The sequence below is a fragment of the Bradyrhizobium sp. Kon58 genome (assembly GCF_055807455.1).
On the sequence record NZ_JBVVOT010000011.1, the window covers coordinates 144,434 to 167,873 of the forward strand.

A 23,440-nucleotide genomic window follows, 5' to 3' on the forward strand; every position below is an offset into this window, starting at 1 on the left:
ATGGGACGCATCATTTGCTGCGGTCTCGGCCCCGGTGATCCCGATCTGATGAGCGTGCGCGCCGACCGCACGGTGCGCGGCGCGAGGCATGTCGCGTATTTCCGCAAGAAGGGCCGGCCCGGCCAGGCGCGCCGTATTGTTGAGGGCATGTTGGCTGCCGACGCCACCGAATATCCGATGGAATATCCGGTCACCACAGAGATCGCCTTCGACACGCCTGAATATGTCCAGCTGCTTGCCGGCTTCTACGACGAATGGTCCGAACGTCTGGCGCGGCTGGCGCGCGCGGTCGACGTCGTCGTGCTCTGCGAGGGCGATCCTTACTTCTACGGCTCCTTCATGCATCTGCACACGCGCCTGCAAGGCCGCGTCGAGATCGAGGTGATCGCCGGCATTCCCGGCATGGTCGGCTGCTGGAATGGCGTGGGACAGCCGATTGCGCTCGGTGATGACGTGACGACGGTGCTCATGGGCACGCTCGCTGAAGACGAGCTCGAACGCCGCATGTGCGATTCCGATGCGCTCGTGATCATGAAGACCGGGCGCAATCTCGCCAAGGTGCGCCGCGCGCTCGCTGCCGCCGGACGGCTGGACGATGCCTGGCTGGTCGAGCGCGGCACCATGCCCGGCGAGCGCGTGGTGCGGCTCGCGGAGATCGATGCCGCCGACTGCCCCTATTTCGCGATCGTGCTCGTGCACGGCAAGGGCCGGCATCCGGACGCCGCCGAATGACGGGCACGCTGACCATTGCAGGCCTCGGGCCGGGCAGCGATGCGCTGGTGACGCCCGAAGTCTCCGCCGCGCTTGCCGCCGCGACCGACATTCTGGGCTATGCGCCCTATGTCGCGCGCGTGCCGCCGCGATCGGGACTCAAGCTGCATCCCTCCGACAATCGCGAAGAGCTGCAGCGCGCGAGCGAGGCGCTGCGGCTCGCGGCCGAAGGCGGTCAGATCGTCATCGTGTCCTCGGGCGACCCCGGCGTCTTCGCGATGGCGTCCGCCGTGTTCGAGGCGCTCGAGCAGGCGCCGCAATGGCAGGAGCTGCCGATCCGTGTGCTGCCCGGCATCACTGCGATGTTGGCGGCTGCCGCGCGCGCCGGCGCGCCTCTCGGCCATGATTTCTGTGCGATCAATCTCTCCGACAATCTCAAGCCGTGGGCGGTGATCGAGAAGCGCCTGCGGCTCGCCGCGGAAGCGGACTTTGCCATTGCGATGTATAATCCGCGCTCAGTGAGCCGGCCGGAAGGATTTGGCCGTGCGCTCGCGGTGCTGAAGGAGGCCGGCTGCGGCGAGCGCCTCGTGATCTTCGCGCGCGCGATCAGCGCCGCCGATGAAAAGATCGAGACCGTCAGGCTGAAGGAAGCGACACCTGAAATGGCCGACATGCGCACGCTGGTGATCGTCGGCAACTCGCAGACGCGCCGCGTCGGCCGCTGGGTCTATGCGCCGAGGCAGGTGCGATGACCGAGCCACTGCATGATCTCGGCCACGCTCTCGACCCGCAATCGTTCCGGCAGTTGCGGTCGTGCGATCATGATCACGGGCAGGCCGAGCCTGCGGGCTGCGTCGATCTTGGCGCGCGCGCCGTCACCACCCGAATTGCGGGCGACGATCCGGGTGATGCCTCGCGCGCGCAGCATCTCCAGCTCGCCCTCGAGCGTGAACGGCCCACGCGAGACGATCACGTCCGCGGCGAAGGGCAGGGGCGCTTCGGGCGGATCGACGAATCTCAGCGTGTAGGCGTGTTGCGGCCTGGTCGCGAACGGCGCGATGTGCTGGCGGCCGATGGCGAGGAACACATTTGCCGGCGCCTCGGGCAGTGCGGCGACCGCGGCGTCGACATCAAATATTTCGATCCAGTCGTCGCCGGGCGCTTTGGTCCAGGGCGCACGCTCGAGAGCGATCAGCGGCGTGCCGGTTTCCGCGCATGCCGCGACCGCATTGCGGCTCATCTCGGCGGCAAAGGGATGCGTCGCGTCGATCACATGCGTGATGTCTTCCCGGCGAATGTAATCGGCAAGACCGCTGACGCCGCCAAAACCGCCGATACGGGTCGGCAACGGCTGACCGGCTGGCGCGCGGGTACGGCCGCCATAGGAATACACGGCGTCGATGCCGCAGCGCGCGATCTCCGCCGCGAGCAGGCTCGCGTCGGCCGTCCCGCCCAGAATGAGGGCGTGCGTCATGGCTGATCCCTGGCTGACCATCATCGGTATCGGCGAAGATGGCCTTGCCGGGCTGTCCGAGGCAAGCCGAAAGGCGCTCGATGATGCCGAAACTGTCTTTGGCGGTGAACGGCATCTTGCGCTTGCCGGCATAACCGGGCGCGGCCGTCCATGGCCAGTGCCGTTCGATGCAGATGTGGTGCTGAACTGCCGTGGTCGCCCGACGGCGGTGCTCGCCTCCGGCGATCCGTTCTGGTTTGGCGCCGGCGCGAGCCTTGCCGAAAAGCTGGATGCCGGCGAGTGGATTGCGCATTCCGCGCCGTCAACGTTTTCGCTCGCAGCCGCGCGCTTGGGCTGGCGCCTTGAGTCCGTGGCGTGCCTTGGCCTGCACGCCGCGCCATTCGAGCGTCTCGTGCCGCATCTGGCGCACGATGCACGCATCATTTGCCTCGTGCGCGATGGCAAGGCGGTCCGTGACCTTGCGAAATGGCTGACGGCGCGCGGATGGGGTGCCTCGACATTCTGGACACTCACCGCGCTTGGCGGACCGCGCGAAAGTATCAACGCGCATCGCGCCGACAGTTTTGCAGGCGATCTTGCCGGGAGCTTGGTCACGGTGGCCGTGGAGGCGAGAGGAGCGCAGGGCCTTCCCCGCAGTTCGGGACTGCCGGACGAACTCTTCGTCCATGACGGTCAGATCACCAAGCGTCCGGTCCGTGCGCTGGCGCTCTCGGCGCTGGCGCCGCGTCCCGGCGAACAGCTGTGGGACATCGGCGCCGGCTCCGGTTCGATCTCGGTTGAGTGGGCGCTGTGCGGCGGGACGGCGATCGCCATCGAAGCGCGCGAGGATCGCGCAGCGAACATTCGCAGCAATGCAGCGGCGTTCGGATTGGCACATCGGATCACCATCGTTACAGGCGAAGCGCCTGAAGCCCTTGCTGCGCTGGACGCACCTGACGCCGTTTTCATCGGGGGCGGTCTCGACATCGCGATGTTCGACGCGGTCTGGTCGCGGCTCGGATCCGGAACGCGGCTGGTTGCCCATGCCGTGACGCTGGAGACGGAAGCGGTGCTGGGCGAACTGCACCAGTGCCACGGCGGCGACTTGATGCGGGTCGAGATTGCGCATGCCACTCCGCTCGGCCGCTACCGGTCCTGGGAGGCGGCGCGGCCCGTGGTGCAATGGAGTGCGGTCCGATGAAGGTCGCCGGGCTCGGATTCAAGCGGGACGTCACGCTGGCCTCGCTGCGTCAGGCGCTGCTGGCGGCCGGCGGCTCCGAAGGCCTCACAGCGGTGGCAACCGTTAGCGACAAGGCCGACGCGGAGGTGCTGAAGCAGCTTGCGCGCGAATGCGGCGTGCCGATCAAGGCGATCGCCGCCGAAATGCTTGTTAGCATCGACACGCCGACAAAATCAAAACTCGTCGCCGAAAAATTCGGAACAGGATCGGTCGCCGAGGCCGCAGCACTCGCGGCAGCTGGACCTGGCGCGCGGTTGATCGCGACGCGGGTGGTCTCGCTGGATCGCACCGCGACCGCGGCGATCGCGGAAGGAGACGGCGCATGACGGTGCATTTCATCGGTGCCGGGCCGGGCGCTCCTGACCTGCTGACGTTGCGCGGCCGAGACCTCATCGCCGCTTGTCCGGTCTGCCTCTATGCCGGCTCGCTTGTCCCCGAAGGCGTGCTGGCGCATTGCCCGCCCGGGGCGCGGATCGTCAACACCGCACCACTGTCGCTCGATGAGATCGTCGCGGAGATCGCCGCCGCACATGCTGACGGCAAGGACGTTGCGCGGCTGCACTCGGGCGATCTCTCGATCTGGTCAGCGATGGGCGAACAGCTTCGCCGCCTGCGCGCGCTCGACATTCCCTACACGGTCACGCCCGGCGTTCCCTCTTTCTCGGCCGCCGCGGCTGCGCTGGAGGCTGAGCTGACGCTGCCCGGCCTTGCCCAGACGGTGGTGCTGACGCGCACGCCGGGCCGCGCCAGCGCGATGCCGGAAGGCGAGAAGCTCGCCGCCTTCGCCGCCACCGGCGCGGTGCTCGCGATTCATTTGTCGATCCATCTGCTCGACAAGGTCGTCGCCGAGCTGACGCCGCATTACGGCGCGGACTGCCCGGTCGCGATCGTCTGGCGCGCGAGCTGGCCCGACCAGCGCATCATCCGCGCCACGCTCGCAACGCTCGACGTTGCTGTCGGCAGCGAGATGGAGCGCACCGCGCTCATCCTGGTCGGCAGGACGCTGGGCGCGGCGGATTTTTCCGAAAGCCGTCTCTATGCCGGCGATTACGACCGCCGCTATCGCCCCGTGGGCGCCGAGCCGCGCTTTCCGGAGGTGTCGTGATGGCAGCGGGGCTCGTCATCTCCGCGCCGGCCTCCGGCGTCGGCAAGACCACGCTGACGCTGGCGCTCGCCCGCGCCTGGTGCAATAGCGGATTGCGGGTGCAGTGCTTCAAGAGCGGCCCCGATTACATCGATCCCGCGTTTCATGCCGCCGCGACCGGACGCGCCTCGGTCAACGTCGACAGCTGGGCGATGAATCGCGGGACGATCTCGCATCTCGTCAGTCGCGGCACTGACGCCGATGTCGTGCTGGCCGAAGGCTCGATGGGTCTGTTCGACGGCGTCGCCGCGCGTGGCGTCTGCGGCACCGGGGCGACCGCCGACATCGCGGAGATGCTGGACTGGCCGGTGCTGCTGGTGATCGATCCCTCAGGACAGGCCCAAACGGCGGCGGCGATTGTCGCGGGCCTTCGCGACTACCGTCCCGGTGTGCGCCTTGCGGGCGTCGTGCTCAATCGCGTTGCCAGCCCGCGCCACGAAGCCCTCGTGCGGCGCGCGCTGTTGGATGCCGGCATCGCCGTGTTCGGCGCGCTGCCGCGCCATGCCGAGATCAGCCTGCCGAAGCGGCATCTCGGGCTGGTCCAGGCCGAGGAGCAGGCGGAAATCGGCAAGCTGATCGACGAGGCCGCACGCTTCGTTGCCGAGCATGTCGATCTCGACGCGGTGCTTCGTTCGGCTGCCACCTGGTCGCCGCAACCTGCCGCAAGCGGCGTGAACGTAACGCCGCCCGGCCAGCGCATTGCGCTCGCCCGTGACGCTGCATTCTCCTTCGTCTATCCGCATATGCTGGAAGCGTGGCGCGCGGCGGGTGCGGAGATCTCGACATTCTCGCCGCTGGCTGACGAAGGTCCTGATCCGGGTGCCGATGTGTGCTGGCTGCCTGGCGGCTATCCCGAGCTGCAGGCCGGCAAGATCGCTGCCAATGCGCGCTTCCGCGGCGGATTGCGCGCCTTCGCCGAAACGCGCCCGGTGCATGGCGAATGCGGAGGCTATATGGTGCTGGGCACCGCTTTGACCGACGCCGACGGCATCCGCCACGAGATGACGGGCCTGCTCGGCCTGGAGACGAGCTTCGCCAAACGCCGCATGCATCTGGGCTATCGTCTGGCCGAGCTCGCCGCGCCGATGCCGGGTCATCAAGCCGGTGCACGCCTGCGTGGCCACGAATTCCACTATTCGACGATCCTCGCGCAGCCCGATACGCCGCTGGCGGTCGTGCACGACGCGACAGGCGCGGTCATCGCCGAGACCGGCTCGCGGCGGGGGCAAGCCACCGGTACGTTCTTCCACCTGATCGCGGAGGACCGGTGAGCGGTTTTGTCTCCTTTGTCTCCGCCGGCCCCGGCGATCCCGAGCTGCTCACGCTCAAGGGCGCCGCGCGGCTGCGCGAGGCCGACGTCGTGCTCTATGACGACCTTGCTTCAGGCGCGATCCTCGATCTGGCCCGGCCCGGCGCCAATCTCGTCGCGGTGGGAAAGCGGGCAGGACGGGCCTCGACCAAGCAGCACCACGTCAATCGATTGCTGGTCGACTACGCCGCAACAGGCGCGCGCGTGGTGCGATTGAAGTCGGGCGATGCCGGCATCTTTGGCCGGCTCGAGGAGGAGCTCGAGACGCTGCGCGAGGCCGGCATCGGCTACGAGATCATTCCCGGCGTCACGTCGGCCTGTGTCGCCGCCGCGCAAGCCGGCATTCCGCTGACCCGGCGTCACACCTCGCGCCGCGTGCAGTTCGTGACCGGGGCGGACGTCACCGGCGAGCTGCCACCAGACCTCAATTGGGCGGCGCTGGCCGATCCGGAGGCGACGACCGTGGTCTATATGGGCCGGCGGACGTTTCCGGCGCTTGTCGTCAAATTGATCGAGCAGAGGCTCGCCCCAACCACGCCGGCGTTGTTTGCCGAATCGCTCGGCCGTCCCGATGAGCGGCTGGTCCGCACCACCATTTCGGAACTTGCCGAGCAGCTTGCGCGGGGCGGGGCGGCCTCCACGGCGGCCGTCATCCTGTTCGGCGCGCTGGCGGGGGATTATCGGTCATGACCGCCTCGTCCGCCCTTCGCCCCTTGACGCCCGGCTGGCGAAAGGGGCACACAGGGGACGCATGGTGCTCGACGCGGCGCAAAGCGCCGGAGCATAATCGGGAATGGGGATGGGCGGACCCAGTTGCGGCGCCCAAAACCCCAGCCGCCCCCGCGACTGTCAGCGGTGAGGGACTTCGATCAGCCACTGGGCCGCAAGGTTCGGGAAGGCCGGAGACTCCCAGTGAACCGCGAGCCAGGAGACCGGCCGTGCACGTTTTGAGGCCAAGGCCGTCGGGTGTGACGGCAAGAAGGATCTGAGCCATGCATATCGAACCCGGACTAGTCTCGGACGCCAAGCTCGTGCTGAGTTACGCAACCGGCATCGCCGTGGGCGGTGTTGCCTTGAAGCTCGCGGTCGAGACCGTGCGCGAGCAGGGCATCATTTCGTTCGCGGCGCGCACGCTCGCCACCACGGGACTCGTGTTTATCTTCTTCGAGATCCTGCCGCACTTCCCGGTCGGCGTCTCCGAAGTGCACTTCATCCTCGGCTCGACCTTGTTCCTGCTGTTCGGAGCTGCGCCAGCGGCCTTTGGCCTCGCGTTCGGCCTGCTGTTCCAGGGCATCTTCTTCGAGCCGCCCGACCTGCCGCAATATGGCATGAACGTCACCACGCTGCTGGTGCCGCTGTTCGGGATCCAGGCGATCGCCACGCGGATCATTTCGAGCAACACGGCCTATGTCGATCTGAAGTACCGCCAGGCGCTGGCGCTTTCGACGACCTATCAGGCCGGCGTCATCGCCTGGGTGGCGTTCTGGGCGATTTATGGATCGGGCTTCGGTGCGACCAACCTCGGCAACATCGCGACATTCGCGGCGTCCTATGCGCTCGTCATCGTGATCGAGCCGCTCGCCGATCTCGGCGTGCTGGCGCTGGCGAAGTCGCTGCGCGGCGTCACCGCGGCCGGCCTCGTCACGCCGCGTTTGCACAACGCGGCCTAGAGACAAGCGAAAGGGCGGCCGCTGTGGCCGCCCTTCGCAGCCAAGATGCTCACGCTCTCCTTGATAGGCATCGGTTGCGGCGATCCCGAGCAGCTCACGCGCGCCGCGATCACTGCCATCAACGCGGCCGATCTCGTCCTGATCCCGCGCAAGGGAACCGCAAAATCCGATCTCGCCGATCTCAGGCGGACGATCTGCGCGGATGTGCTCGCCAGTGACACGACCCGCATTGCCGAGTTCGATCTGCCCGTCCGCGACGCCGCTGAAGCCGATTATCGCAAGGGCGTGGACGATTGGCACGACGCCGTCGCCGCTGCCTGGTCGCAGACGATCGCAGATCATCTCGAAGGCGAGGGCAAGGTCGCGCTGCTGATCTGGGGCGATCCGTCGCTTTATGATTCCTCGCTGCGCATTGCGCGGCGGCTCAATCCCTCGCCAAAGATCGAGGTCGTGCCCGGCATCACCTCGATCCAGGCGCTGTGCGCGGCGCATGCGCTGCCGCTCAACGACATCGGCGAGCCTTTTCTCGTCACGACGGGACGTCGCTTGCGCGATGGCGGCTGGCCGCAAGGCGTCGATACGGTGGTGGTGATGCTCGACGGCGGCACCGCGTTCCAGCCGCTTGATCCGGCAGGCCTGCACATCTGGTGGGGGGCCTATCTCGGCATGCCCGATCAGATCATCATGTCCGGCGCGCTGGCCGAGATCGGCCCGCGTATCGTCGCGGTGCGGCAAGAGGCGCGCGACCGGCACGGTTGGATCATGGACAGTTACATCCTCAAGCGCAGGCTGTGAGGCAAGCGAGGCAGCATGCTCCCCGAATGGGTCACCCAACAATGCCCCGACATCTCCGCAGTCCATCGCGAGGCGGCGGTGGCGCGGCAGGCGCAACTGACGAAGCCGACCGGCGCGCTCGGTCGGCTCGAGCAGCTCGCGATCGAACTCGCGGGCCTCCAAGCAACCGAACAACCGCGCGCGGCGCGGGTGCCGATCATCATCTTCGCCGGCGATCACGGCATCGTCGCGCAGGGCGTCTCGGCCTATCCGCAGGAAGTGACCATCGCAATGCTGGCGAATTTCGCCTCCGGCGGTGCCGCGATCTCGGTGCTCGCGCGTGAGCTGGGCTCCAGTCTGGAGGTCGTCGATGCCGGCACGCTGGCGCAGGAGGAGATGGCTGGAATCGTGACCGACAAGCCGCGCAGCGGCACGCGCGATTTCAGCATTGGAGCTGCGCTTACCCCCACAGAGCTGGCATTTGCGTTCGAAGCCGGCCGACGTGCGGTGACGCGCGCGCAGGCCGGGCAGCCCGATCTTCTGATCTTCGGGGAGATGGGCATCGGCAACACCACGACATCGGCGGCGATCGCGGCCGGCTTGCTCGGCGTGAGCGCTGAGGAGATCGCGGGCAGCGGGACCGGCATCGACGCGGCCGGCCGTGCGCACAAGGCGCGGGTGATCGACGCTGCGATTGCACGCCATGGCATTGCGGGCGCTTCGCCGGAAAAGATCCTGTGCGCCGTCGGCGGTCTCGAGATCGCGGCCATCTGCGGTGCAACTATCGCGGCTGCACAGCGCCGCATCCCCGTGTTGATCGACGGCTTTATCGTGTCGGTGGCGGCGCTGGCGGCGGCGCGGCTCAACCCCTCGTGCCAGCCGTTCCTGCTGGCTTCGCACCAGTCGGCGGAGCAGGGGCATCGGCTGGTGCTTCGCGCGCTGAACGTGCAGCCGCTGATCAGCCTCGATCTCAGGCTCGGCGAAGGATCGGGCGCGGCCATCGCGCTGCCGCTGGTGCGGTCGGCCTGCGCGCTCCACAACGGCATGGCGACCTTTGCGCAGGCCAATGTGCCTGATCGTCCGGCCTGATCAAATCATCGGCTGATTGACGCAGACGACGCGCCAGCCGGTCGCGAGCCGGTCGATCCGGGTCAGCGACAGCGGATCGATCACAAAGCGCAGGGCGGCTTGTGGGGTCAGATCGAGCGCGATGCACAGCGCCGCGCGGATCGTGCCGGAATGCACGACGAGCGTCGCGGCCCCGGCGCCGATCCTTGACAGACCCAGCCGGACGCGCGCGACCTGTTCCTCAAAGCTTTCGCCGCCCGGCGGCCGTCCGCGCGCAGGATCGCTCCAGAACCGTGCATAGGCCTCGCCACCGGTCGCGGCGAGCTCGTCGTGCCGACGGCCGGTCCAGTCGCCAAAGTTCTGCTCGCTGAATTCGTCCAGCTGCAGCGGCTCGAGCCCCAGCGCGCGGGCCGTCTCGACCGTGCGCCGCGACGGACTCGCATAGCTCGCGGCGTCGCGCGGCAGGCGCTGCCGCAGCGCCTCCAGCTGCGCCCGAGCGCCGAGATCGGCCGGTGCGTCGGCTGCATGGATCGTCCCCGCGACGCCATCGACGGGCGCGTGCCGTATCAGCCAGAGGAAGGTCTCGCCTCCCATGCTTATCTCCAAGGAAACTGGTCGTTGTGGCAATAACGCCGCAACTGGCACATTGACTCTGTCTGGATCGTAATCCTAGATGCTCGTGACGGTTTCCCCGAGAGGGGATGAAAAGGGAATGCGGTGCGGGGACATTGTCCCCAATGCCGTGGCTGCCCCCGCAACTGTAAGCGGCGAATCTTGCATCACATGCCACTGGGTATCTCGGTCCCGGGAAGGCGACGCAAGGTATTGACCCGCGAGCCAGGAGACCTGCCGTCAGCCGTGGTCACACGCGAAGATGTCGGTCGGGGAGTACAGACATTCGGCTTCATCGGAAGGCTTATAAGCCGGAAGATGGGACCCTGGTTCGCGGTGACGTGCCACTGACGTCACTCCGAGGTCCAAGACCGTGTATTCCCTTCGTATCGTACGACCACGCCGTTTCCTACTGGCATCCGCCGCTCTCACATCTTTCGTCGCCATCGACATGCCAGCGGCCTTGGCGCAGCAGGCCCGCGAGCCACTGCCGCCCGTCGAGGTGTCGGCGCCACAATCCCGCAGGCAGGCCAGGCCGGCCGGACGGGACATGCAGAGCTCACGCCGCGCAGCAGCGCGCCGGCCGGAGACTGCATCCGCAGTGCCCAAGCCTGTCGTGCCGACTGCGGCAGCACAGACGCCGCTCAATACCAATGCCGTCGCCGAAAGCGCCTCGCGCCTTGGCCTGACCGTGCGCGAAACGCCCGCGACCGTGGAGGTGATCTCGGCCGCAACCATGCGCGAGCAGGGCTATCGCACCGTGTCCGACGTCGCCCAGGGAGCGGTGGGCGTCACAGCCGGCGACAATCCGGCCGAGCCCTCGGCTTTCTCCATGCGCGGCTTCACCAACAGCCAGATCAACACGCTCTACAACGGCATCAAGATCGGTCCGCAAAACATGACCTCGCGGATCACCGACACGGCCAACCTGGAGGCTGTCGAATTCCTGAAGGGACCGGCGTCGCTGATGTCGGGCGAGGGCGCCGCCGGCGGCGCGATCAACTTCGTCACCAAGCAGCCGCACACCGGTCCGATCCGGAACGAGGCGGATTTCTCCTGGGATTCGCTGAACTCGTTCCGGGCGCATTACGGCTCGGGCGGCAGCACCAATGTGCAGGGGCTGGATTACCGCTTCGATGTCAGCCGTTCCTCGCTCAACGGCTTTGCCGACGACACCAACACCAAGACGCTCGACGTCTCGGGCCAGCTCAACTATCGCATCTCCGATAGCCTCAAGGTCTGGGGCGCGATCGAATACCGCGAGGATCGCTCGAAAGCCTATTGGGGTGCGCCGCTGGTGCCGATCGCCTTCAGCGGTTCGCATGCGACGACGGGGATCGTGTCCGGAAATTACGTCTCGAACTACAACAAAACCAATCTCGGTGCGGTCACGATCGACGATCGCACCTTCAACACCAACTACAACGTTCTCGACAATCGCAATGTCGCACAGGAAGTGTGGCTGCGCGGCGGTTTCGAGCTGAAGCTGGCGCCCGACCTGACGCTGAAGAGCCAGGCCTATGGTTATGGCGCAGAGCGCACGTGGCTCAACAACGAGGTCGAGGCGTTCAATTCCGGCACGAACATGGTGGACCGTGAACGCTTCTATGTCGCACACAGCCAACGCTTGGTCGGCAACATCACCGACTTGATCTGGGATGCGAATATCGCCGGCTTTGACAACCGCTTGGTCACGACGCTGTCCTCAAGCTACCTTGATTTCGTGCGGCCGGGCGCCGCAAATTTTCCCGGCGATTCCGTTCCGCTGGTCGATCCGCCTCGCGGGTACTACGGCCTGCTCACCATCCAGCAGCAGACTGCGCGCATCGATAATGAGGCGCTTTCATTCGAGGACCGGCTGAAGCTCACGCGCAGCTTTGCGCTGGTTGGCGGCCTGCGCGTCGAGCATATCGGGCTCGACCGTAATTCGACCGACAAGTTCGGTCTGGAGAAGGCGAACTTCCCGTTCTCGCAATCCTGGGTCCCGACGACGGGGCGCATCGGTTACACCTGGGAAGCCGTTCCGGGCCTGACCTTCTTCAGCCAATATGCAACCGGCGCCGACATCGCGGCCAACAACATCTTCCTGCTCAATCCGACCGATCCGCTCAACCTGACGACCGCGCGCACCTACGAGACCGGTGTCAAGCACCTGTTCTGGGACAATCGGGCGGAATGGTCGTTCTCGGTCTATGACATCCTGCGCAAGAACGTCTATGCCGCGGCGGGCGGCATGCAGCTCAACCTCGCCGGGCGGCAGGAATCAAAGGGCGTGGAGCTCGCCGCGTCCGTGCGGCCGATCGATCCCCTGCGTCTCTGGGGCAACATCGCTTATGTCGATGCGCGCTACGCCGACTATGATTTCGTCGGCGGCTCGTTCTCCGGCAACACGCCGCCGAACGTGCCGCGCGTCGTCGCCAATGCCGGTGCGTCCTACCGGTTCTTCACGCCCTGGGCGGTCGAGCTCGGCATCACCGGCCGCCACGTCGGCGACCGCTACAAGGCCGATGCCAACACCGTGACGCTGAAGGCCTACACTGTGGCCGATGTCTACGCCTTCGTCGACATCCCCAAGACCGTATTCAACGCAGTCGACCAGGCCCGCCTGACCTTCCGGGTGCGCAACATCGCCGACAAGCGTTATGCGATCTGGGGCGATCCGTTCTATCCCGACCAGATCCTGCTGGGCGCGCCCAGGACCTATGAAGTCTCGGCCGCGTTCAAATGGTAGGACGCTGACCGATGATGCGCGCGATCGTCCTGCTGCATCGATGGCTCGGGATCGCGTTCTGCCTGCTGTTCGCGATGTGGTTCGCGACGGGAATCGTGATGCACTTCGTTCCGTTTCCGTCGTTGACGGAAGCGGAACGCTTTGCCGGGCTCCTGCCGATCGATCGCGCTGAGACGAGGCAGCTTGCGGTCGCCGATGCCGTGGCCGCAAGCGGCATCGCGGATGCGACGCGCATTCGCCTGATCCAGCGCAGCGATGGACTGGTCTATGTCGTCTCGGGGCCGTCGCGCGCGGGCGCAGTCCGCGCCTCCGATGGGGCCGACGCGTCGGTCGCGTCTTCCGACGTCGCGCTGGCCATCGCGCGAGATCACGCCCGCAGCCGCGGGCTCGATGCCGCGCAGGCCGCGATCGTTGCGCGCTCGGACTACGACCAATGGAGCGTGCCGAACGGCTTTGACCGCCATCGGCCCTTGTTTCGGGCTGCCCTGGGCGATTCCGCCGGAACGGAGGTCTATGTCTCCTCGCTCACGGGCGAGATCGTTCTGGATACGACGCGCAGCGAGCGGACCTGGAATCTCGTCGGGAGTGTGCTGCACTGGATCTATCCAACGGTCCTGCGAACCAATTGGTCGTTGTGGGATCGCGTGGTCTGGACCTTGTCGCTGCTGGCCCTGATCGCAGCTTTGCTTGGCGCTGTGCTCGGGCTTGCGCGGATCAAACCTCGAGGAGGTCTGATCGGCTCGCCCTATCGTGGCTGGCATGCGCTGCATCATCTCATCGGCCTCGCGGCCACGGTGTTCGTACTGAGCTGGATTTTCAGCGGCTGGCTCTCCATGGATCACGGACGGCTGTTCTCGCGTGGGCAATTGACCCCCACTGAATCCAGCGTGATGAACGCTTCACCGAACTGGGCGGCGGCTGCATCGCTCGATCGGCAGCCTGTGTCGCCGTCGGCCCGTGAGATCGAATGGTTCTCCTTCAACGGCACTCTCTATCGGCGGGATCGCACGGCCCTTGCCGGTCAGACCTTGATCGAGGCAGGGGATGCGCCCCGCGATGGACCGACGGGATCTCTGGATGTGCACGAGGTCCAGGGGCTGACCGCGCGCCTCGCGGCCGGCTGCAGCGGTCCGTCCGTACTTGCCGACAACGACGACTATCCCGCGCGGTCCAATGTCCCGGGCGCCCCGGTCTACCGCTCCTACTGCGGCGACCTCTGGTTCGACATCGACGGCGCCGACGGCAATTTGCTGCAAAGGCTGGATTCGTCGCGGCGGGCTTATCGCTGGTTCTACGGCGCGCTGCACACGCTGGATTTTCCGGTCCTCGTCGCGCGTCCGCTGCTGCGCGACGGCTTGGTCGTCGGGCTCTGCACCCTCGGCTTTCTGTTCTCCATCACAGGCATCGCCATTGGCTCGCGTCGCCTGCTCGCGATGCGTTGAGCAGGCAAAACACCGCTTACTGATCGTACAATAAAGAGAGGCTGAGCCGACTGCCATGCATAGCTCATGAGCAATCGCATGACCCGTAGCGCCGGTCGATCGCCTGCAAATTAGACAGTCCGTGCGCGGCGCATGGATTGCGGTGCAGCGGACGTGGCGTTTCGTCCGGGAAAACTCGTGGTGCGCTGCACTTATCTCGCGTGGAACGATCCACGCGGACCTGCTCTCCATGCGGGCAGTGCTGCACTAAAATGTGCCTCGGCGGGCTGCGCCGGTCGCGGGCTGCTCCAGTGCGTTGCGACAACGCTGACCCTATCCCGAGCCCATCGCTCTGTCGCACGCTCGCAAGCGGTGGCATGACAGGGGATGATGATGAGCGCTCTCGGCTTGGGATTGAATTTCGCGACGGACGGGAACCACCCGGCGTCCGGTTCGAATGTCGTCCGCAGCTGACCCACACATGAGCGCTGACGAAAATCACTGGGAAGTCGGCACCGATATCGGCGGCACCTTCACCGACATCATCGCGATCCGACACTCCCCCGCGGAGGCACGGATCGCGAAAGTGCCATCGCGCCCGCAGGCTCCGGTTCAGGCGATGCTGGAGGCGATCGAGGCGGTGGGCCTGCGCAAGAGCGAGGTCAAGCGCTTCGTCCACGGCACCACGCGCGTGACCAACGCCATCGTCGAAGGACGGCTGCCGAAAGTGGCGCTGGTCGCGACCGAAGGCTTTGCCGACGTGCTGGAGATCGCGCGCTATCGCCGCCGCGATCTCTACCGTCTCGACATCCCGCCGAAATCGCCGCCGCTGGTGCCGCCGGAACGATGTTTTGGCCTTGCCGAGCGCCTCGATCACGAGGGGCAGGTACTGAAGGCGCTGGATGAAGCGGAGATCGAGCGCCTGGTGGCGTGGCTGAAAACGACCGGCGTGCAGAGCGTCGCGGTCGCACTGCTTCACGCCTACGCCAATCCCATCCACGAGAAAATGCTCGGCGAGCGGCTCAAGGGCGTCGTTGCCCACGTCTCGCTGTCGCACGAGGTCAATCCCGAGGCGCGCGAATACGAACGGACTTCGGCGACCGTGTTCAACGCGGCCGCCATGCCGATCGCGGTGGAATATCTCAGCGAGTTGGAGCAGCGGTTGCCGATCGGCCCCGGCCTGCAGGTGTTTCATTCGGCCGGCGCCATGGTGCCGATCTCGGCGGTGAAGCGGCGGCCGCTGGTGATGGCGATGTCGGGCCCTGCGGCCGGAGTCTCGGCATCGGTCAGCATCGCGCGTCAGCTCGGCACATCGCGCATGCTGACGTTCGACATGGGCGGCACCACGACCGACGTCTGCCTGATCGTTGACGGCCAGGCCGAGATGACCGACGGCCGCATGCTCGGTGACAAGCCGCTGCGTCAGCCGATGCTTGCGGTTCATTCCATCGGGGCGGGCGGCGGATCGATCGTGCGCCATGGTCCCGGCGGCCTGACCGTCGGACCGGAAAGCGCCGGCTCCGAGCCGGGACCGGCCTGCTACGGCCGCGGCGGCACGGAGCCGACCATCACCGACGCCAATGCCGTGCTCGGCTATCTCAATCCCGAAACCAAACTTGGCGACCGGATCGGAATCGACATCAAGGCAGCGACTGATGTCATCGGGCCGATCGCGCGCGCCTTGGGGCTGAGCCTGACCGAAACCGCGCTCGGCATCATCAAGGTCGCGAATGCGACAATGGCGCGTGCGCTCCGCCGCGTCACCGTCGAGCGCGGCATCGACGGACGCGACTGCACGCTGCTCCCCTTTGGCGGTGGCGGCCCGATGCACGCCGCGGGCCTTGCCGATCTCTACGGGATTGCCGAGGTCGTCGTTCCCAGCGCGTCGAGTGCGTTTTCGGCGCTGGGCTGTCTCACCGCCGACTTCAGCTTCCTCCAGCAGCAAACCTTGCGTGCTGCGCTTGACGGCATCGACCTCGTCCGCGTGTCGGAGCGGATCGGGGTGCTGGTTGACGATGCCTCGGCGCCGCTCGTCGCCAACGGCGTGGCCACGACCGAGATTCAGGTCGAGCTGGTAGCCTTGATGCGCTACGCCGCGCAGAACGACGCCATTCCGGTGCCGTTCGCGCGACCGCTCGACGTTATCAAGCTGAAGAAGGATTTTCTGGCCCGGCACCACGAGCTGTTCGGCTACGCGACGGGCGAGAGCTGCGTCATCGAGTCCGTGCGGGTGCAGGCACGCCGTCCATCGACGACCGTCGTGAGCCGGCCGGCCGTCGCGGTCAGAACGGTATCCAAAGGCGAGCGCACCTGCTCGTTCAACGGCTTTCACGACATTGCCACACGCATCATCGACCGCGCCTCGCTGACCGAGATCGTCAGCGGCCCGGCCATCATTGAAGACGCATGGTCGACCGTGGTGGTCCCCCCCGGCTGGCAGGCGAGGCCGGATGTTTCAGGCAATCTATTCCTGACGCGGAGGGCCGCATGAAGCTCGATCCGTTCGTCGTTGAGGTCATCAGGCACGGGCTCTCGGCCGCGGCCGAGGAGATGAGCCTGGTGATGACGCGCTCGGCGCGTTCGCCGCTGCTGCGTGAGGCCGGCGACCTGTCGTCGGCGATCACGGACGCCCGCGGCGACCTGGTCGGGCAGGGCCGCGACATCCCGATCCATCTCGGCGCGATGGCCTACACGGTTCTCGAATTGCTGAAAGTGGTGCCGCGGGACAGCCTGAACGACGGCGACGCACTGATCTACAATGTCGGCCCGCTCGGCGGCAATCATCTCAACGACGTCAAGGTCGTGCGCCCCGTCTTCGTCGACGGCGAGATCGTCGCGTTCGCGGTCAGCCTCGCGCATTGGCCCGATATCGGCGGCACCTGGCCCGGCAGCTATTTTGCGAAAGCCATCGACACCTTCCAGGAGGCGATGCGCATTCCGCCGGTGCTGATCGCCACGGCAGGCGGCGTCAACACGCCGATCGTGCAGCTGCTCAAGGCCAATGTTCGGGATCCCGAATCCTGCGAGGGCGATCTTCTCGCCCAGATCGCCGCAACGAAAGCCGGCGAGAAGCGCATCGTCGAGCTCTGCCGCGAGCACGGCAAGGCGGTCTTCACGGCGGCGCAGTCGCGCCTGCACGATCTCTCCGAAATCGAGATGCGTGAGGCGTTGCGCGATCTGCCTGATGGCGTCTACGAGGGCGAGGATTACCTGGACGACGGCGGCGTCGACGACGCGCCCGCGCGCATTCATGTCAAGATCACCATCGCAGGCGACGAAGCGACCTTCGATCTTTCAGAAAGCTGCGACCGCGTCTCGAATTTCTGCAACACCACGCCGTTCATGGCGCGTTCGGCGGTCGCCTATGCCGCGCGCATCATGAGCGGGCGCGACATGAACCAGAACGCGGGCGCGCTGCGGCCGCTGACCATCATCACACGCCCGGGCTCGATCCTGGAGCCGGGGTGGAATGCCTCGGTTGCGGCCGGCAACCACGAGACCTCGATGCGCATCGTCGATGCGATCTTCCGCGCCATGCAGCACACCATTCCCGAACGTCTGTCGGCCGGCGGGGCGACCACGGCGGGTGTCCTGTTCTTCGCGGAGCCGCGACAGAACGGTTCATGGAAGATGCTCTACGAGGTCCACGGCGGTGGCGAGGGCGCGCGGCATGATCGGGCCGGCATCTCGGCGACGCGGGTGCATCTGTCCAACACCTCGAACACGCCGGTCGAGGTGATCGAGGCGAATTACGCGATCCAAATCGAGCAGCAGGCCATTCGCCGGCAGTCCGGCGGCGCCGGCGCCCATCGCGGCGGGGACGGCGTCATTCGTACCTATCGCATCCTGGCGCCGTCGATGCATCTGACCACCTGCATCGAGCGCATGGTGATCGCGCCGTTCGGCATGCAGGGCGGCGAACCCGGCAAGGCCTGCCGCATCTCGCTGATCCGGCAGGGTACGAGCGTCGCGATCGACGGCAAGTCGAACCTGGTGCTGCAGGAAGGCGATCTCGTCACGATCGAGACCTGCGGCGGCGGTGGCTACGGTGCCGAGGCTGCGGAATGAAGGGATTGCAATGAGCAGATTGTTGCGAACCGGGCTGAATGCCGGCGACAGCGCGCCCATGGCCGTGGTCGGCGGCGAGGGCGTCTATTTCCATCTGTCGGATGGTCGCAAGCTCATCGACGGCAGCAACACCGGCGGCGGCCTCGGACATCGTCATCCCGCGATGGTGGAGGCGATCCGCCGCGCCGCGGATACGCCCGTCGTGAACGAGGGCTGGACCTGGGACGGCCGCGAGCAGGCCGCTGACGATTTGATGGTCACCGCGTTCAAAGGCGAAGAGGATTGGGTCGGTGCGGTGCGCTTCTGCATCAGCGGCAGCGAGGCCAACGACATGGCGCTGTCGCTCTGTCAGGCCCTGACGCAGCGGTCCGCGCTGGCGACGCGCGAACGCGCCTATCACGGCATTACGGGCCTGTCGCGCAGCATGACGGTGCAGCCGCAATGGCATGGCGGCCTTGCGGTGCACTCAGGCGGCTCAAAGCTGCCGGCGCCGATGGCGCCTGTGCGGATATTGCCGGCGCCAGATGGCGCGATCTACGGCGCGCCGGCCAACAATGTTCCCCCCAGCGAATATCTGGCCCATGCCACGCGCCTGCTTTCGGATACCGCAGCGACGATCATCGACTACACGCAAGGCGGCATCTACTACGACGGCGCCTATCAGGACGAGGTGGCGCGGTGCGCGCGGCAGGTTGGCTCATACTGGATCGCCGACGAAGTGGTGACCGGAGCAGGCCGCGCCGGGCGCTGGTTCGCGTTCCAGGGCGCCGAGAGCCGTCCTGACATCGTGACGCTCGGAAAATCGCTCGGCGGCGGCGCGGCGGCGGTTGCCGCGGTCGTGGTGTCGAAGGACATCGTCGAGCGGCTCAAGGGCACGAGCTGGCAGAATTACGGCACGCTGCGCGGGCATCCCATCAGCATGGCTGCGGTCAGCGCATATCTGAAGGTCGTCAACGATGACAAGATTTTGGGGCACGTGAGGGGCCTCGAAAAACTGTTCACCCGGCGCCTGCTCGCCATCGCGCAGAAACATCCGAGCGTGCAGCGGGTGGCTGGGCAGGGGCTGCACTGGACCGTGGAGTTGCACGGGCCGGACTGGCGCTCCTGGCACGCCGACACCACCGAGGTGCCGATTGCCTCGCGCGTCGCGGAGCGGGCCTTGGAGGCAGGCGCCGTGATCGGAACCAGCGGCGAGCAGACCTCGCTGTTCCTCGCACCGCCGCTCGTGATCTCCGAGCATGAGGCCGGGCAACTTCTGGACGCGCTGGACCACGGTCTCGATGTTGCAGATGAGGAGCAGACATGAGGGTGGATCGTGCAACGCACACTATGCCGATCGGCAAGCGCCGGCTGGAAAGTCCGGGCGATGCTGCGTTATGCTGCCGCGCGCCGGCACATTATTGAAATTTAGCTTGGCCTAGGACATCACCAGGAAATCGCTGATGCGTATCGTCAATGTTGCCGCCGCCCAGATGGGTCCGATCCAGAAAGCAGACAGCCGCGAAGCCGTGGTCAAGCGCATGATTGCGCTGATGGACGAGGCCAAAAGCAGGGGCGCCGACCTGATCGTCTATCCGGAGCTGGCGCTCACCACCTTCTTCCCACGCTGGTACGTGGAGGATCGGGCCGAGTTCGACAATTGGTTCGAGCGCGAGATGCCGAACGTGGCGACGAAACCGCTGTTCGAGCGCGCGGCGCAGCACCAGATGGCGATGAATTTCGGCTATGCGGAGCTGACGCCCGACGGGCATCACTTCAACACCGCGATCCTGACCGACAAATCCGGCAAGATCGTCGGCAAATATCGCAAGATCCATTTGCCCGGCCATGTGGAATACGACACCAAGCGCTCGCATCAGCATCTGGAGAAACGCTATTTCGAGCCAGGCGATCTCGGCTTCAATGTCTGGCGCGAGCTCGGCGGCATCATCGGCATGGCCATCTGCAACGACCGGCGCTGGCCCGAGACCTATCGCGTGATGGGCTTGCAGGGCGTCGAGATGGTGCTGATCGGCTACAACACGCCGTCCGTGAATGCGGAGAGGAGCGATGAGGGCGTCGAGAAACGCCTGTTCCACAACCGCCTCTCGGCGCAGGCCGGCGCCTATCAGAACGCGACCTGGGTGGTCGCGGTGGCCAAGGCCGGCAACGAGGACGGACACCCGCTTTTCGGCGGCAGCCTGATCGTCGATCCCAATGGCGAAATCGCCGCCGAAGCGAAGACGGAGGAGGACGAACTGCTGGTCCACGCTTGCGACCTCGATGCCACCACCTTCGGCAAGACCACGATCTTCAATTTCGCGCAGCACCGCCGCATCGAGCATTACGGCCTGATCACCAGCCGTACCGGCGCTGTGCCGCCGCCGGAGACGTGACGTCGATGACTGGCCAGAGCACATCCGGCATATCCTTGCGCGAGCTCGATCCGCGCGACCGCTACAAGCTGCTTTGCGGCGTGGTGGTGCCGCGGCCGATTGCGCTGGTGACGACGCTCGATGCCAACGGGGCGGTCAACGCCGCGCCCTTCAGCTTCTTCAACGTGTTCTCGGAGAGCCCGGCGCTGATCGTGCTGGGGCTTCAGCACAAGCCGGATCACAGCCCGAAGGACACCACCCGCAACATCCATCGCGACGGCGAGTTCGTCGTTCACATGGTGGACGAGGCGTTGTCGGTGGCGATGAACGACTGCGCGGTCGATTTTCCGTCCGGTGACAGCGAGGTCGCTGCGGCAGGCCTCGCGACCCTTCCCTCAATCGACGTGAAGGTGCCGCGCCTCGCTGCGGCACCCTTTGCGCTCGAATGCCGGCGCCATGTCGCGCTGAACTTTTCGCCCGATCGCGAGCTGCTGGTCGGCGAAGTGCTCCGGATTCATGCCCGCGAGGGCCTCGTCGACGAAGCCAACATGTATGTCGATCTCGACGCCTACCGGCCGATCGGCCGCATGTTCGGCAATCTCTACACGACGCAGCGGGATACGTTTGCGCTTGTCCGCGAGAGCCACGCACAATGGCTCGCGCGGCAGGACGCCAAAGAGTTGAAGGACGCCTAGTGATTGGAGAACTGCACCGTACCCAGCGCCATGGTGACAGCCGCCTGTGTCGGGTCGATCACGGCGATGCCGAGCGCGTCTTCGAGGGGACGGCGATGGCGCGCCATGCCGGCGCAGCCCATCACGATGGCGCGGGCGCCGTCCTCGTCGCGCAACGCGCGGCCGATGTCGATCATCCTGGCCAGCGTGCCTTCGCCCGAGGCAGTTTCCGCGACGCTCATGTTGAGCGGCCGCTCGCCGGCAAGCCGTTCGGTCAGTCCCATCTGCCTGAGATAGCGCATGTGACGCGGGATCGAGCGCTGGGCGATCGCGATGACGCCAAAGGTCTCGGCGCGGGCCAGCGCTGTCAGCACGCCGCATTCGGCAATGCCGAACACGGGGCGGTCGGTGCCTTCGCGGCAGACCTGAAGCCCGGGATCGCTGTAGCAGGCGATGACAAAGGCAGCCGAGCTGTTGTCGCCCTCGACCAGCCGCCGCAGCGGCATCGCGACGCCATCGACATCGGCCTGGCTTTCAATGCCGAACGGACCCTCGGCCAGCGTCTGGCAGACCAGATCCGGCCCGCCTTCGAAGCCGAGCGGCTTCAGCGCGTCCTCCAACCCCTGCGTGACCGCAGGGTTGGAATTTGGATTGATGACGAGGATGCGCGGTCGGGACATGCTGGTCTTCCTGCAAAATTTCGATCACCTGGCTTGAGCCTATCATGGAGTGCCTCATGACTGAACCCGCTTACGACCTGATCATTCGCGGTGGGCGCGTCGCGACGACGACCGACGTCTTTGAAGCCGATGTCGCCATCTCCGGTGAGACCATCGCCGCGATCGGGCGCGGGCTTCCGTCCGCGAAGCGGGAAATCGATGCGCGCGGGAAACTCGTTCTGCCCGGCGGCGTCGATAGCCACGCCCATATCGAGCAATTGTCCGCTGCCGGCATCATGAACGCCGACACCTTCGAGAGCGCGACCGTCTCGGCCGCCTTTGGCGGCACGACCACGGTGATCCCGTTTGCCGCCCAGCATGTCGGCATGAAGCTGCCGCAGGTGGTCGAGGATTATCACGCCCTCGCCAAGAAGGGCGCCGTGATCGACTACGCCTTTCACATGATCATTGCGGATGCGACCAGGGAAACGGTCGAGGAGCACATTCCGGCGCTGGTGAAGCAGGGCCACGCGTCGATCAAGATCTTCATGACCTACGACCGGCTCAAGGTGGACGACGAGCCGCTGCTGGACATCCTTCTCGCCGCGCGCCAGTCCGGCGCGATGCTGTGCGCCCACGCCGAAAACCACGGCATCATCGCCTGGATGGTGAAGCGCCTGCTCGCGCGCGGCTATACGATGCCGAAATACCACGCCGTCAGCCACGCCCGCGTGTCGGAGGCGGAAGCCTTTACCCGGCTGATCGGCATGGCGGCGCTGATCGACCAGCCCATCATGATCTTCCACGTCTCGACCGCCGAGGGCGCCAAGGTGATCCGGGATTCGCGCGGGCAGGGGTTGAAGGTGTTTGCCGAGACCTGTCCGCAATATCTGTTCCTGACCGCTGCCGATCTCGACAAGCCGGGTGCCGAGGGCGCCAAGTGGATGTGCAGCCCGCCACCGCGGACGCATGCCGACCAGGAGGCGCTGTGGCAGGCGCTGTCGCTCGGCGATCTCCAGACCATCTCGTCGGATCACGCGCCTTATCGTTACGACGAGACCGGCAAGCTGCGCGCCGGTCCCAATCCCAACTTCAAGCAGGTCGCCAACGGCCTGCCGGGACTGGAGCTGCGCCTGCCGCTGCTGTTCGACGCCATGGTGTCGAAAGGACGGCTGGGCCTGGAAAAATTCGTCGAGCTGACCTCGACCGCGCCGGCCAAGATCTACAATCTGCATCCGCGCAAGGGCTCGATCGCGGTCGGCGCCGATGCCGATATCGCGATCTGGGATCCCGATCGCGAGACCGTGATCGCCGATGAGATGATGCACGACCTCGCCGGCTACACGCCGTTTGCGGGACGGAAGCTGAAGGGTTGGCCGGTGTCGGTGCTGTCGCGCGGCCGGGTGATCATCGACGGTAACAAGTGCCTCGCCAGCGCCGGCAGCGGCCAGTTCCTGGCACGCAGTGGCGGCGAGGCGGCCAAGCCGACCGGGCGGCTTGTCGCCGACATGGATCCGGAGCGGAATTTCGGGGCAAAACTGCTGTGACGGCG

At 66.2% G+C, this 23,440-nt stretch carries 21 protein-coding genes and 2 riboswitches; of the genes, 18 read left to right on the plus strand and 3 right to left on the minus strand.

Annotated elements, in window-relative coordinates; all coding sequences use genetic code 11:
- Together AC0L20_RS20085 and cobJ are read left to right on the plus strand one after the other, a co-directional pair.
- Positions 1-732: a precorrin-2 C(20)-methyltransferase gene (locus AC0L20_RS20085; RefSeq protein WP_473291248.1), complete on the plus strand. Its 732-nt coding sequence runs from the start codon at positions 1-3 to the stop codon at positions 730-732.
- Positions 729-1,463, plus strand: coding sequence for a precorrin-3B C(17)-methyltransferase (gene cobJ, locus AC0L20_RS20090; protein ID WP_473291250.1), 735 nt, complete (start codon positions 729-731; stop codon positions 1,461-1,463). The genes AC0L20_RS20085 and cobJ overlap by 4 nt, the downstream gene beginning before the upstream one ends.
- On the opposite strand, the gene AC0L20_RS20095 is transcribed toward cobJ, so the two are convergent.
- Positions 1,439-2,185, minus strand: coding sequence for a cobalt-precorrin-6A reductase (locus AC0L20_RS20095; RefSeq protein ID WP_473291252.1), 747 nt, complete (start codon positions 2,183-2,185; stop codon positions 1,439-1,441). The two genes, cobJ and AC0L20_RS20095, sit on opposite strands and share 25 nt — an antisense overlap.
- On the opposite strand from AC0L20_RS20095, the gene cbiT reads away from it, so the two are divergent.
- The 8 genes from cbiT (at position 2,184) to cobT (ending at position 9,390) form a co-directional block, all read left to right on the plus strand.
- Positions 2,184-3,365 (plus strand): precorrin-6Y C5,15-methyltransferase (decarboxylating) subunit CbiT, encoded by a 1,182-nt coding sequence (cbiT, locus tag AC0L20_RS20100; protein WP_473291254.1) that lies wholly within the window; start codon positions 2,184-2,186, stop codon positions 3,363-3,365. The genes AC0L20_RS20095 and cbiT overlap by 2 nt on opposite strands.
- The gene (locus tag AC0L20_RS20105) at positions 3,362-3,730 is read left to right on the plus strand and encodes a cobalamin biosynthesis protein (RefSeq protein WP_473291256.1); all 369 of its coding nucleotides are present in this window, start codon (positions 3,362-3,364) and stop codon (positions 3,728-3,730) included. Before cbiT ends, AC0L20_RS20105 begins: the two co-directional genes overlap by 4 nt.
- Positions 3,727-4,509: a precorrin-4 C(11)-methyltransferase gene (cobM, locus tag AC0L20_RS20110; RefSeq protein WP_473291258.1), complete on the plus strand. Its 783-nt coding sequence runs from the start codon at positions 3,727-3,729 to the stop codon at positions 4,507-4,509. The genes AC0L20_RS20105 and cobM overlap by 4 nt, the downstream gene beginning before the upstream one ends.
- Positions 4,509-5,819 (plus strand): cobyrinate a,c-diamide synthase, encoded by a 1,311-nt coding sequence (locus tag AC0L20_RS20115; protein WP_473291260.1) that lies wholly within the window; start codon positions 4,509-4,511, stop codon positions 5,817-5,819. Before cobM ends, AC0L20_RS20115 begins: the two co-directional genes overlap by 1 nt.
- Positions 5,816-6,547 (plus strand): uroporphyrinogen-III C-methyltransferase, encoded by a 732-nt coding sequence (gene cobA / locus AC0L20_RS20120; RefSeq protein ID WP_473291262.1) that lies wholly within the window; start codon positions 5,816-5,818, stop codon positions 6,545-6,547. The genes AC0L20_RS20115 and cobA overlap by 4 nt, the downstream gene beginning before the upstream one ends.
- Before the next feature lie 45 nt (positions 6,548-6,592).
- A riboswitch (cobalamin riboswitch) is annotated at positions 6,593-6,812 on the plus strand.
- Positions 6,813-6,849: 37 nt separating this feature from the next.
- Positions 6,850-7,527 (plus strand): energy-coupling factor ABC transporter permease, encoded by a 678-nt coding sequence (locus AC0L20_RS20125; RefSeq protein WP_473291265.1) that lies wholly within the window; start codon positions 6,850-6,852, stop codon positions 7,525-7,527.
- A gap of 45 nt (positions 7,528-7,572) precedes the next feature.
- Complete coding sequence (gene cobF, locus AC0L20_RS20130; RefSeq protein WP_473291268.1) at positions 7,573-8,322, plus strand: precorrin-6A synthase (deacetylating); 750 nt, start codon at positions 7,573-7,575, stop codon at positions 8,320-8,322.
- A 15-nt stretch (positions 8,323-8,337) separates the two neighbouring features.
- On the plus strand, positions 8,338-9,390 hold the full coding sequence (cobT, locus tag AC0L20_RS20135) for a nicotinate-nucleotide--dimethylbenzimidazole phosphoribosyltransferase (protein ID WP_473291270.1): 1,053 nt from the start codon (positions 8,338-8,340) through the stop codon (positions 9,388-9,390).
- Here cobT and AC0L20_RS20140 read toward each other — a convergent pair whose 3' ends face one another.
- A complete protein-coding gene (locus AC0L20_RS20140) occupies positions 9,391-9,963 on the minus strand; it encodes a histidine phosphatase family protein (protein WP_473291272.1) in 573 nt (190 codons plus the stop codon).
- A 72-nt stretch (positions 9,964-10,035) separates the two neighbouring features.
- A riboswitch (cobalamin riboswitch) is annotated at positions 10,036-10,237 on the plus strand.
- 117 nt (positions 10,238-10,354) lie between these two features.
- On the opposite strand from AC0L20_RS20140, the gene AC0L20_RS20145 reads away from it, so the two are divergent.
- The 7 genes from AC0L20_RS20145 to AC0L20_RS20175 all read left to right on the plus strand — a co-directional run bounded on the left by AC0L20_RS20145 (position 10,355) and on the right by AC0L20_RS20175 (position 21,250).
- A complete protein-coding gene (locus AC0L20_RS20145; protein WP_473291275.1) occupies positions 10,355-12,712 on the plus strand; it encodes a TonB-dependent receptor in 2,358 nt (785 codons plus the stop codon).
- 11 nt (positions 12,713-12,723) lie between these two features.
- Positions 12,724-14,154 carry a PepSY domain-containing protein gene (locus AC0L20_RS20150; RefSeq protein WP_473291276.1) on the plus strand — a complete coding sequence of 477 codons (1,431 nt, stop codon included), beginning with the start codon at positions 12,724-12,726 and terminating at the stop codon, positions 14,152-14,154.
- Positions 14,155-14,614: 460 nt separating this feature from the next.
- Positions 14,615-16,624, plus strand: coding sequence for a hydantoinase/oxoprolinase family protein (locus AC0L20_RS20155; protein ID WP_473291278.1), 2,010 nt, complete (start codon positions 14,615-14,617; stop codon positions 16,622-16,624).
- The gene (locus AC0L20_RS20160; RefSeq protein ID WP_473291281.1) at positions 16,621-18,201 is read left to right on the plus strand and encodes a hydantoinase B/oxoprolinase family protein; all 1,581 of its coding nucleotides are present in this window, start codon (positions 16,621-16,623) and stop codon (positions 18,199-18,201) included. Before AC0L20_RS20155 ends, AC0L20_RS20160 begins: the two co-directional genes overlap by 4 nt.
- A gap of 10 nt (positions 18,202-18,211) precedes the next feature.
- Positions 18,212-19,507 carry an aminotransferase class III-fold pyridoxal phosphate-dependent enzyme gene (locus AC0L20_RS20165; protein ID WP_473291283.1) on the plus strand — a complete coding sequence of 432 codons (1,296 nt, stop codon included), beginning with the start codon at positions 18,212-18,214 and terminating at the stop codon, positions 19,505-19,507.
- A 136-nt stretch (positions 19,508-19,643) separates the two neighbouring features.
- Entirely contained in the window at positions 19,644-20,576 is a 933-nt protein-coding gene (locus tag AC0L20_RS20170; protein WP_473291286.1) for an N-carbamoyl-D-amino-acid hydrolase, read from the plus strand.
- A gap of 5 nt (positions 20,577-20,581) precedes the next feature.
- Complete coding sequence (locus AC0L20_RS20175; RefSeq protein WP_473291289.1) at positions 20,582-21,250, plus strand: flavin reductase family protein; 669 nt, start codon at positions 20,582-20,584, stop codon at positions 21,248-21,250.
- Here AC0L20_RS20175 and AC0L20_RS20180 read toward each other — a convergent pair.
- Positions 21,247-21,909 carry an aspartate/glutamate racemase family protein gene (locus AC0L20_RS20180; RefSeq protein ID WP_473291292.1) on the minus strand — a complete coding sequence of 221 codons (663 nt, stop codon included), beginning with the start codon at positions 21,907-21,909 and terminating at the stop codon, positions 21,247-21,249. The two genes, AC0L20_RS20175 and AC0L20_RS20180, sit on opposite strands and share 4 nt — an antisense overlap.
- A gap of 56 nt (positions 21,910-21,965) precedes the next feature.
- Here AC0L20_RS20180 and hydA point away from each other — a divergent pair, with 56 nt between their 5' ends.
- On the plus strand, positions 21,966-23,435 hold the full coding sequence (gene hydA, locus AC0L20_RS20185; protein WP_473291296.1) for a dihydropyrimidinase: 1,470 nt from the start codon (positions 21,966-21,968) through the stop codon (positions 23,433-23,435).
- Positions 23,436-23,440: the final 5 nt, after the last annotated feature.

What these genes read in the sequence shown, in the direction of transcription:
- AC0L20_RS20085 (WP_473291248.1), top strand. Translation starts at nt 1, where the DNA reads ATGGGACGCATCATTTGCTGCGGTCTCGGCCCCGGTGATCCCGATCTG.
- cobJ (WP_473291250.1), top strand. Translation starts at nt 729, where the DNA reads ATGACGGGCACGCTGACCATTGCAGGCCTCGGGCCGGGCAGCGATGCG.
- cbiT (WP_473291254.1), top strand. Translation starts at nt 2,184, where the DNA reads ATGGCTGATCCCTGGCTGACCATCATCGGTATCGGCGAAGATGGCCTT.
- AC0L20_RS20095 (WP_473291252.1), bottom strand. Translation starts at nt 2,185, where the DNA reads ATGACGCACGCCCTCATTCTGGGCGGGACGGCCGACGCGAGCCTGCTC.
- AC0L20_RS20105 (WP_473291256.1), top strand. Translation starts at nt 3,362, where the DNA reads ATGAAGGTCGCCGGGCTCGGATTCAAGCGGGACGTCACGCTGGCCTCG.
- cobM (WP_473291258.1), top strand. Translation starts at nt 3,727, where the DNA reads ATGACGGTGCATTTCATCGGTGCCGGGCCGGGCGCTCCTGACCTGCTG.
- AC0L20_RS20115 (WP_473291260.1), top strand. Translation starts at nt 4,509, where the DNA reads ATGGCAGCGGGGCTCGTCATCTCCGCGCCGGCCTCCGGCGTCGGCAAG.
- AC0L20_RS20125 (WP_473291265.1), top strand. Translation starts at nt 6,850, where the DNA reads ATGCATATCGAACCCGGACTAGTCTCGGACGCCAAGCTCGTGCTGAGT.
- cobF (WP_473291268.1), top strand. Translation starts at nt 7,573, where the DNA reads ATGCTCACGCTCTCCTTGATAGGCATCGGTTGCGGCGATCCCGAGCAG.
- cobT (WP_473291270.1), top strand. Translation starts at nt 8,338, where the DNA reads ATGCTCCCCGAATGGGTCACCCAACAATGCCCCGACATCTCCGCAGTC.
- AC0L20_RS20140 (WP_473291272.1), bottom strand. Translation starts at nt 9,963, where the DNA reads ATGGGAGGCGAGACCTTCCTCTGGCTGATACGGCACGCGCCCGTCGAT.
- AC0L20_RS20150 (WP_473291276.1), top strand. Translation starts at nt 12,724, where the DNA reads ATGATGCGCGCGATCGTCCTGCTGCATCGATGGCTCGGGATCGCGTTC.
- AC0L20_RS20155 (WP_473291278.1), top strand. Translation starts at nt 14,615, where the DNA reads ATGAGCGCTGACGAAAATCACTGGGAAGTCGGCACCGATATCGGCGGC.
- AC0L20_RS20160 (WP_473291281.1), top strand. Translation starts at nt 16,621, where the DNA reads ATGAAGCTCGATCCGTTCGTCGTTGAGGTCATCAGGCACGGGCTCTCG.
- AC0L20_RS20165 (WP_473291283.1), top strand. Translation starts at nt 18,212, where the DNA reads ATGAGCAGATTGTTGCGAACCGGGCTGAATGCCGGCGACAGCGCGCCC.
- AC0L20_RS20170 (WP_473291286.1), top strand. Translation starts at nt 19,644, where the DNA reads ATGCGTATCGTCAATGTTGCCGCCGCCCAGATGGGTCCGATCCAGAAA.
- AC0L20_RS20175 (WP_473291289.1), top strand. Translation starts at nt 20,582, where the DNA reads ATGACTGGCCAGAGCACATCCGGCATATCCTTGCGCGAGCTCGATCCG.
- AC0L20_RS20180 (WP_473291292.1), bottom strand. Translation starts at nt 21,909, where the DNA reads ATGTCCCGACCGCGCATCCTCGTCATCAATCCAAATTCCAACCCTGCG.
- hydA (WP_473291296.1), top strand. Translation starts at nt 21,966, where the DNA reads ATGACTGAACCCGCTTACGACCTGATCATTCGCGGTGGGCGCGTCGCG.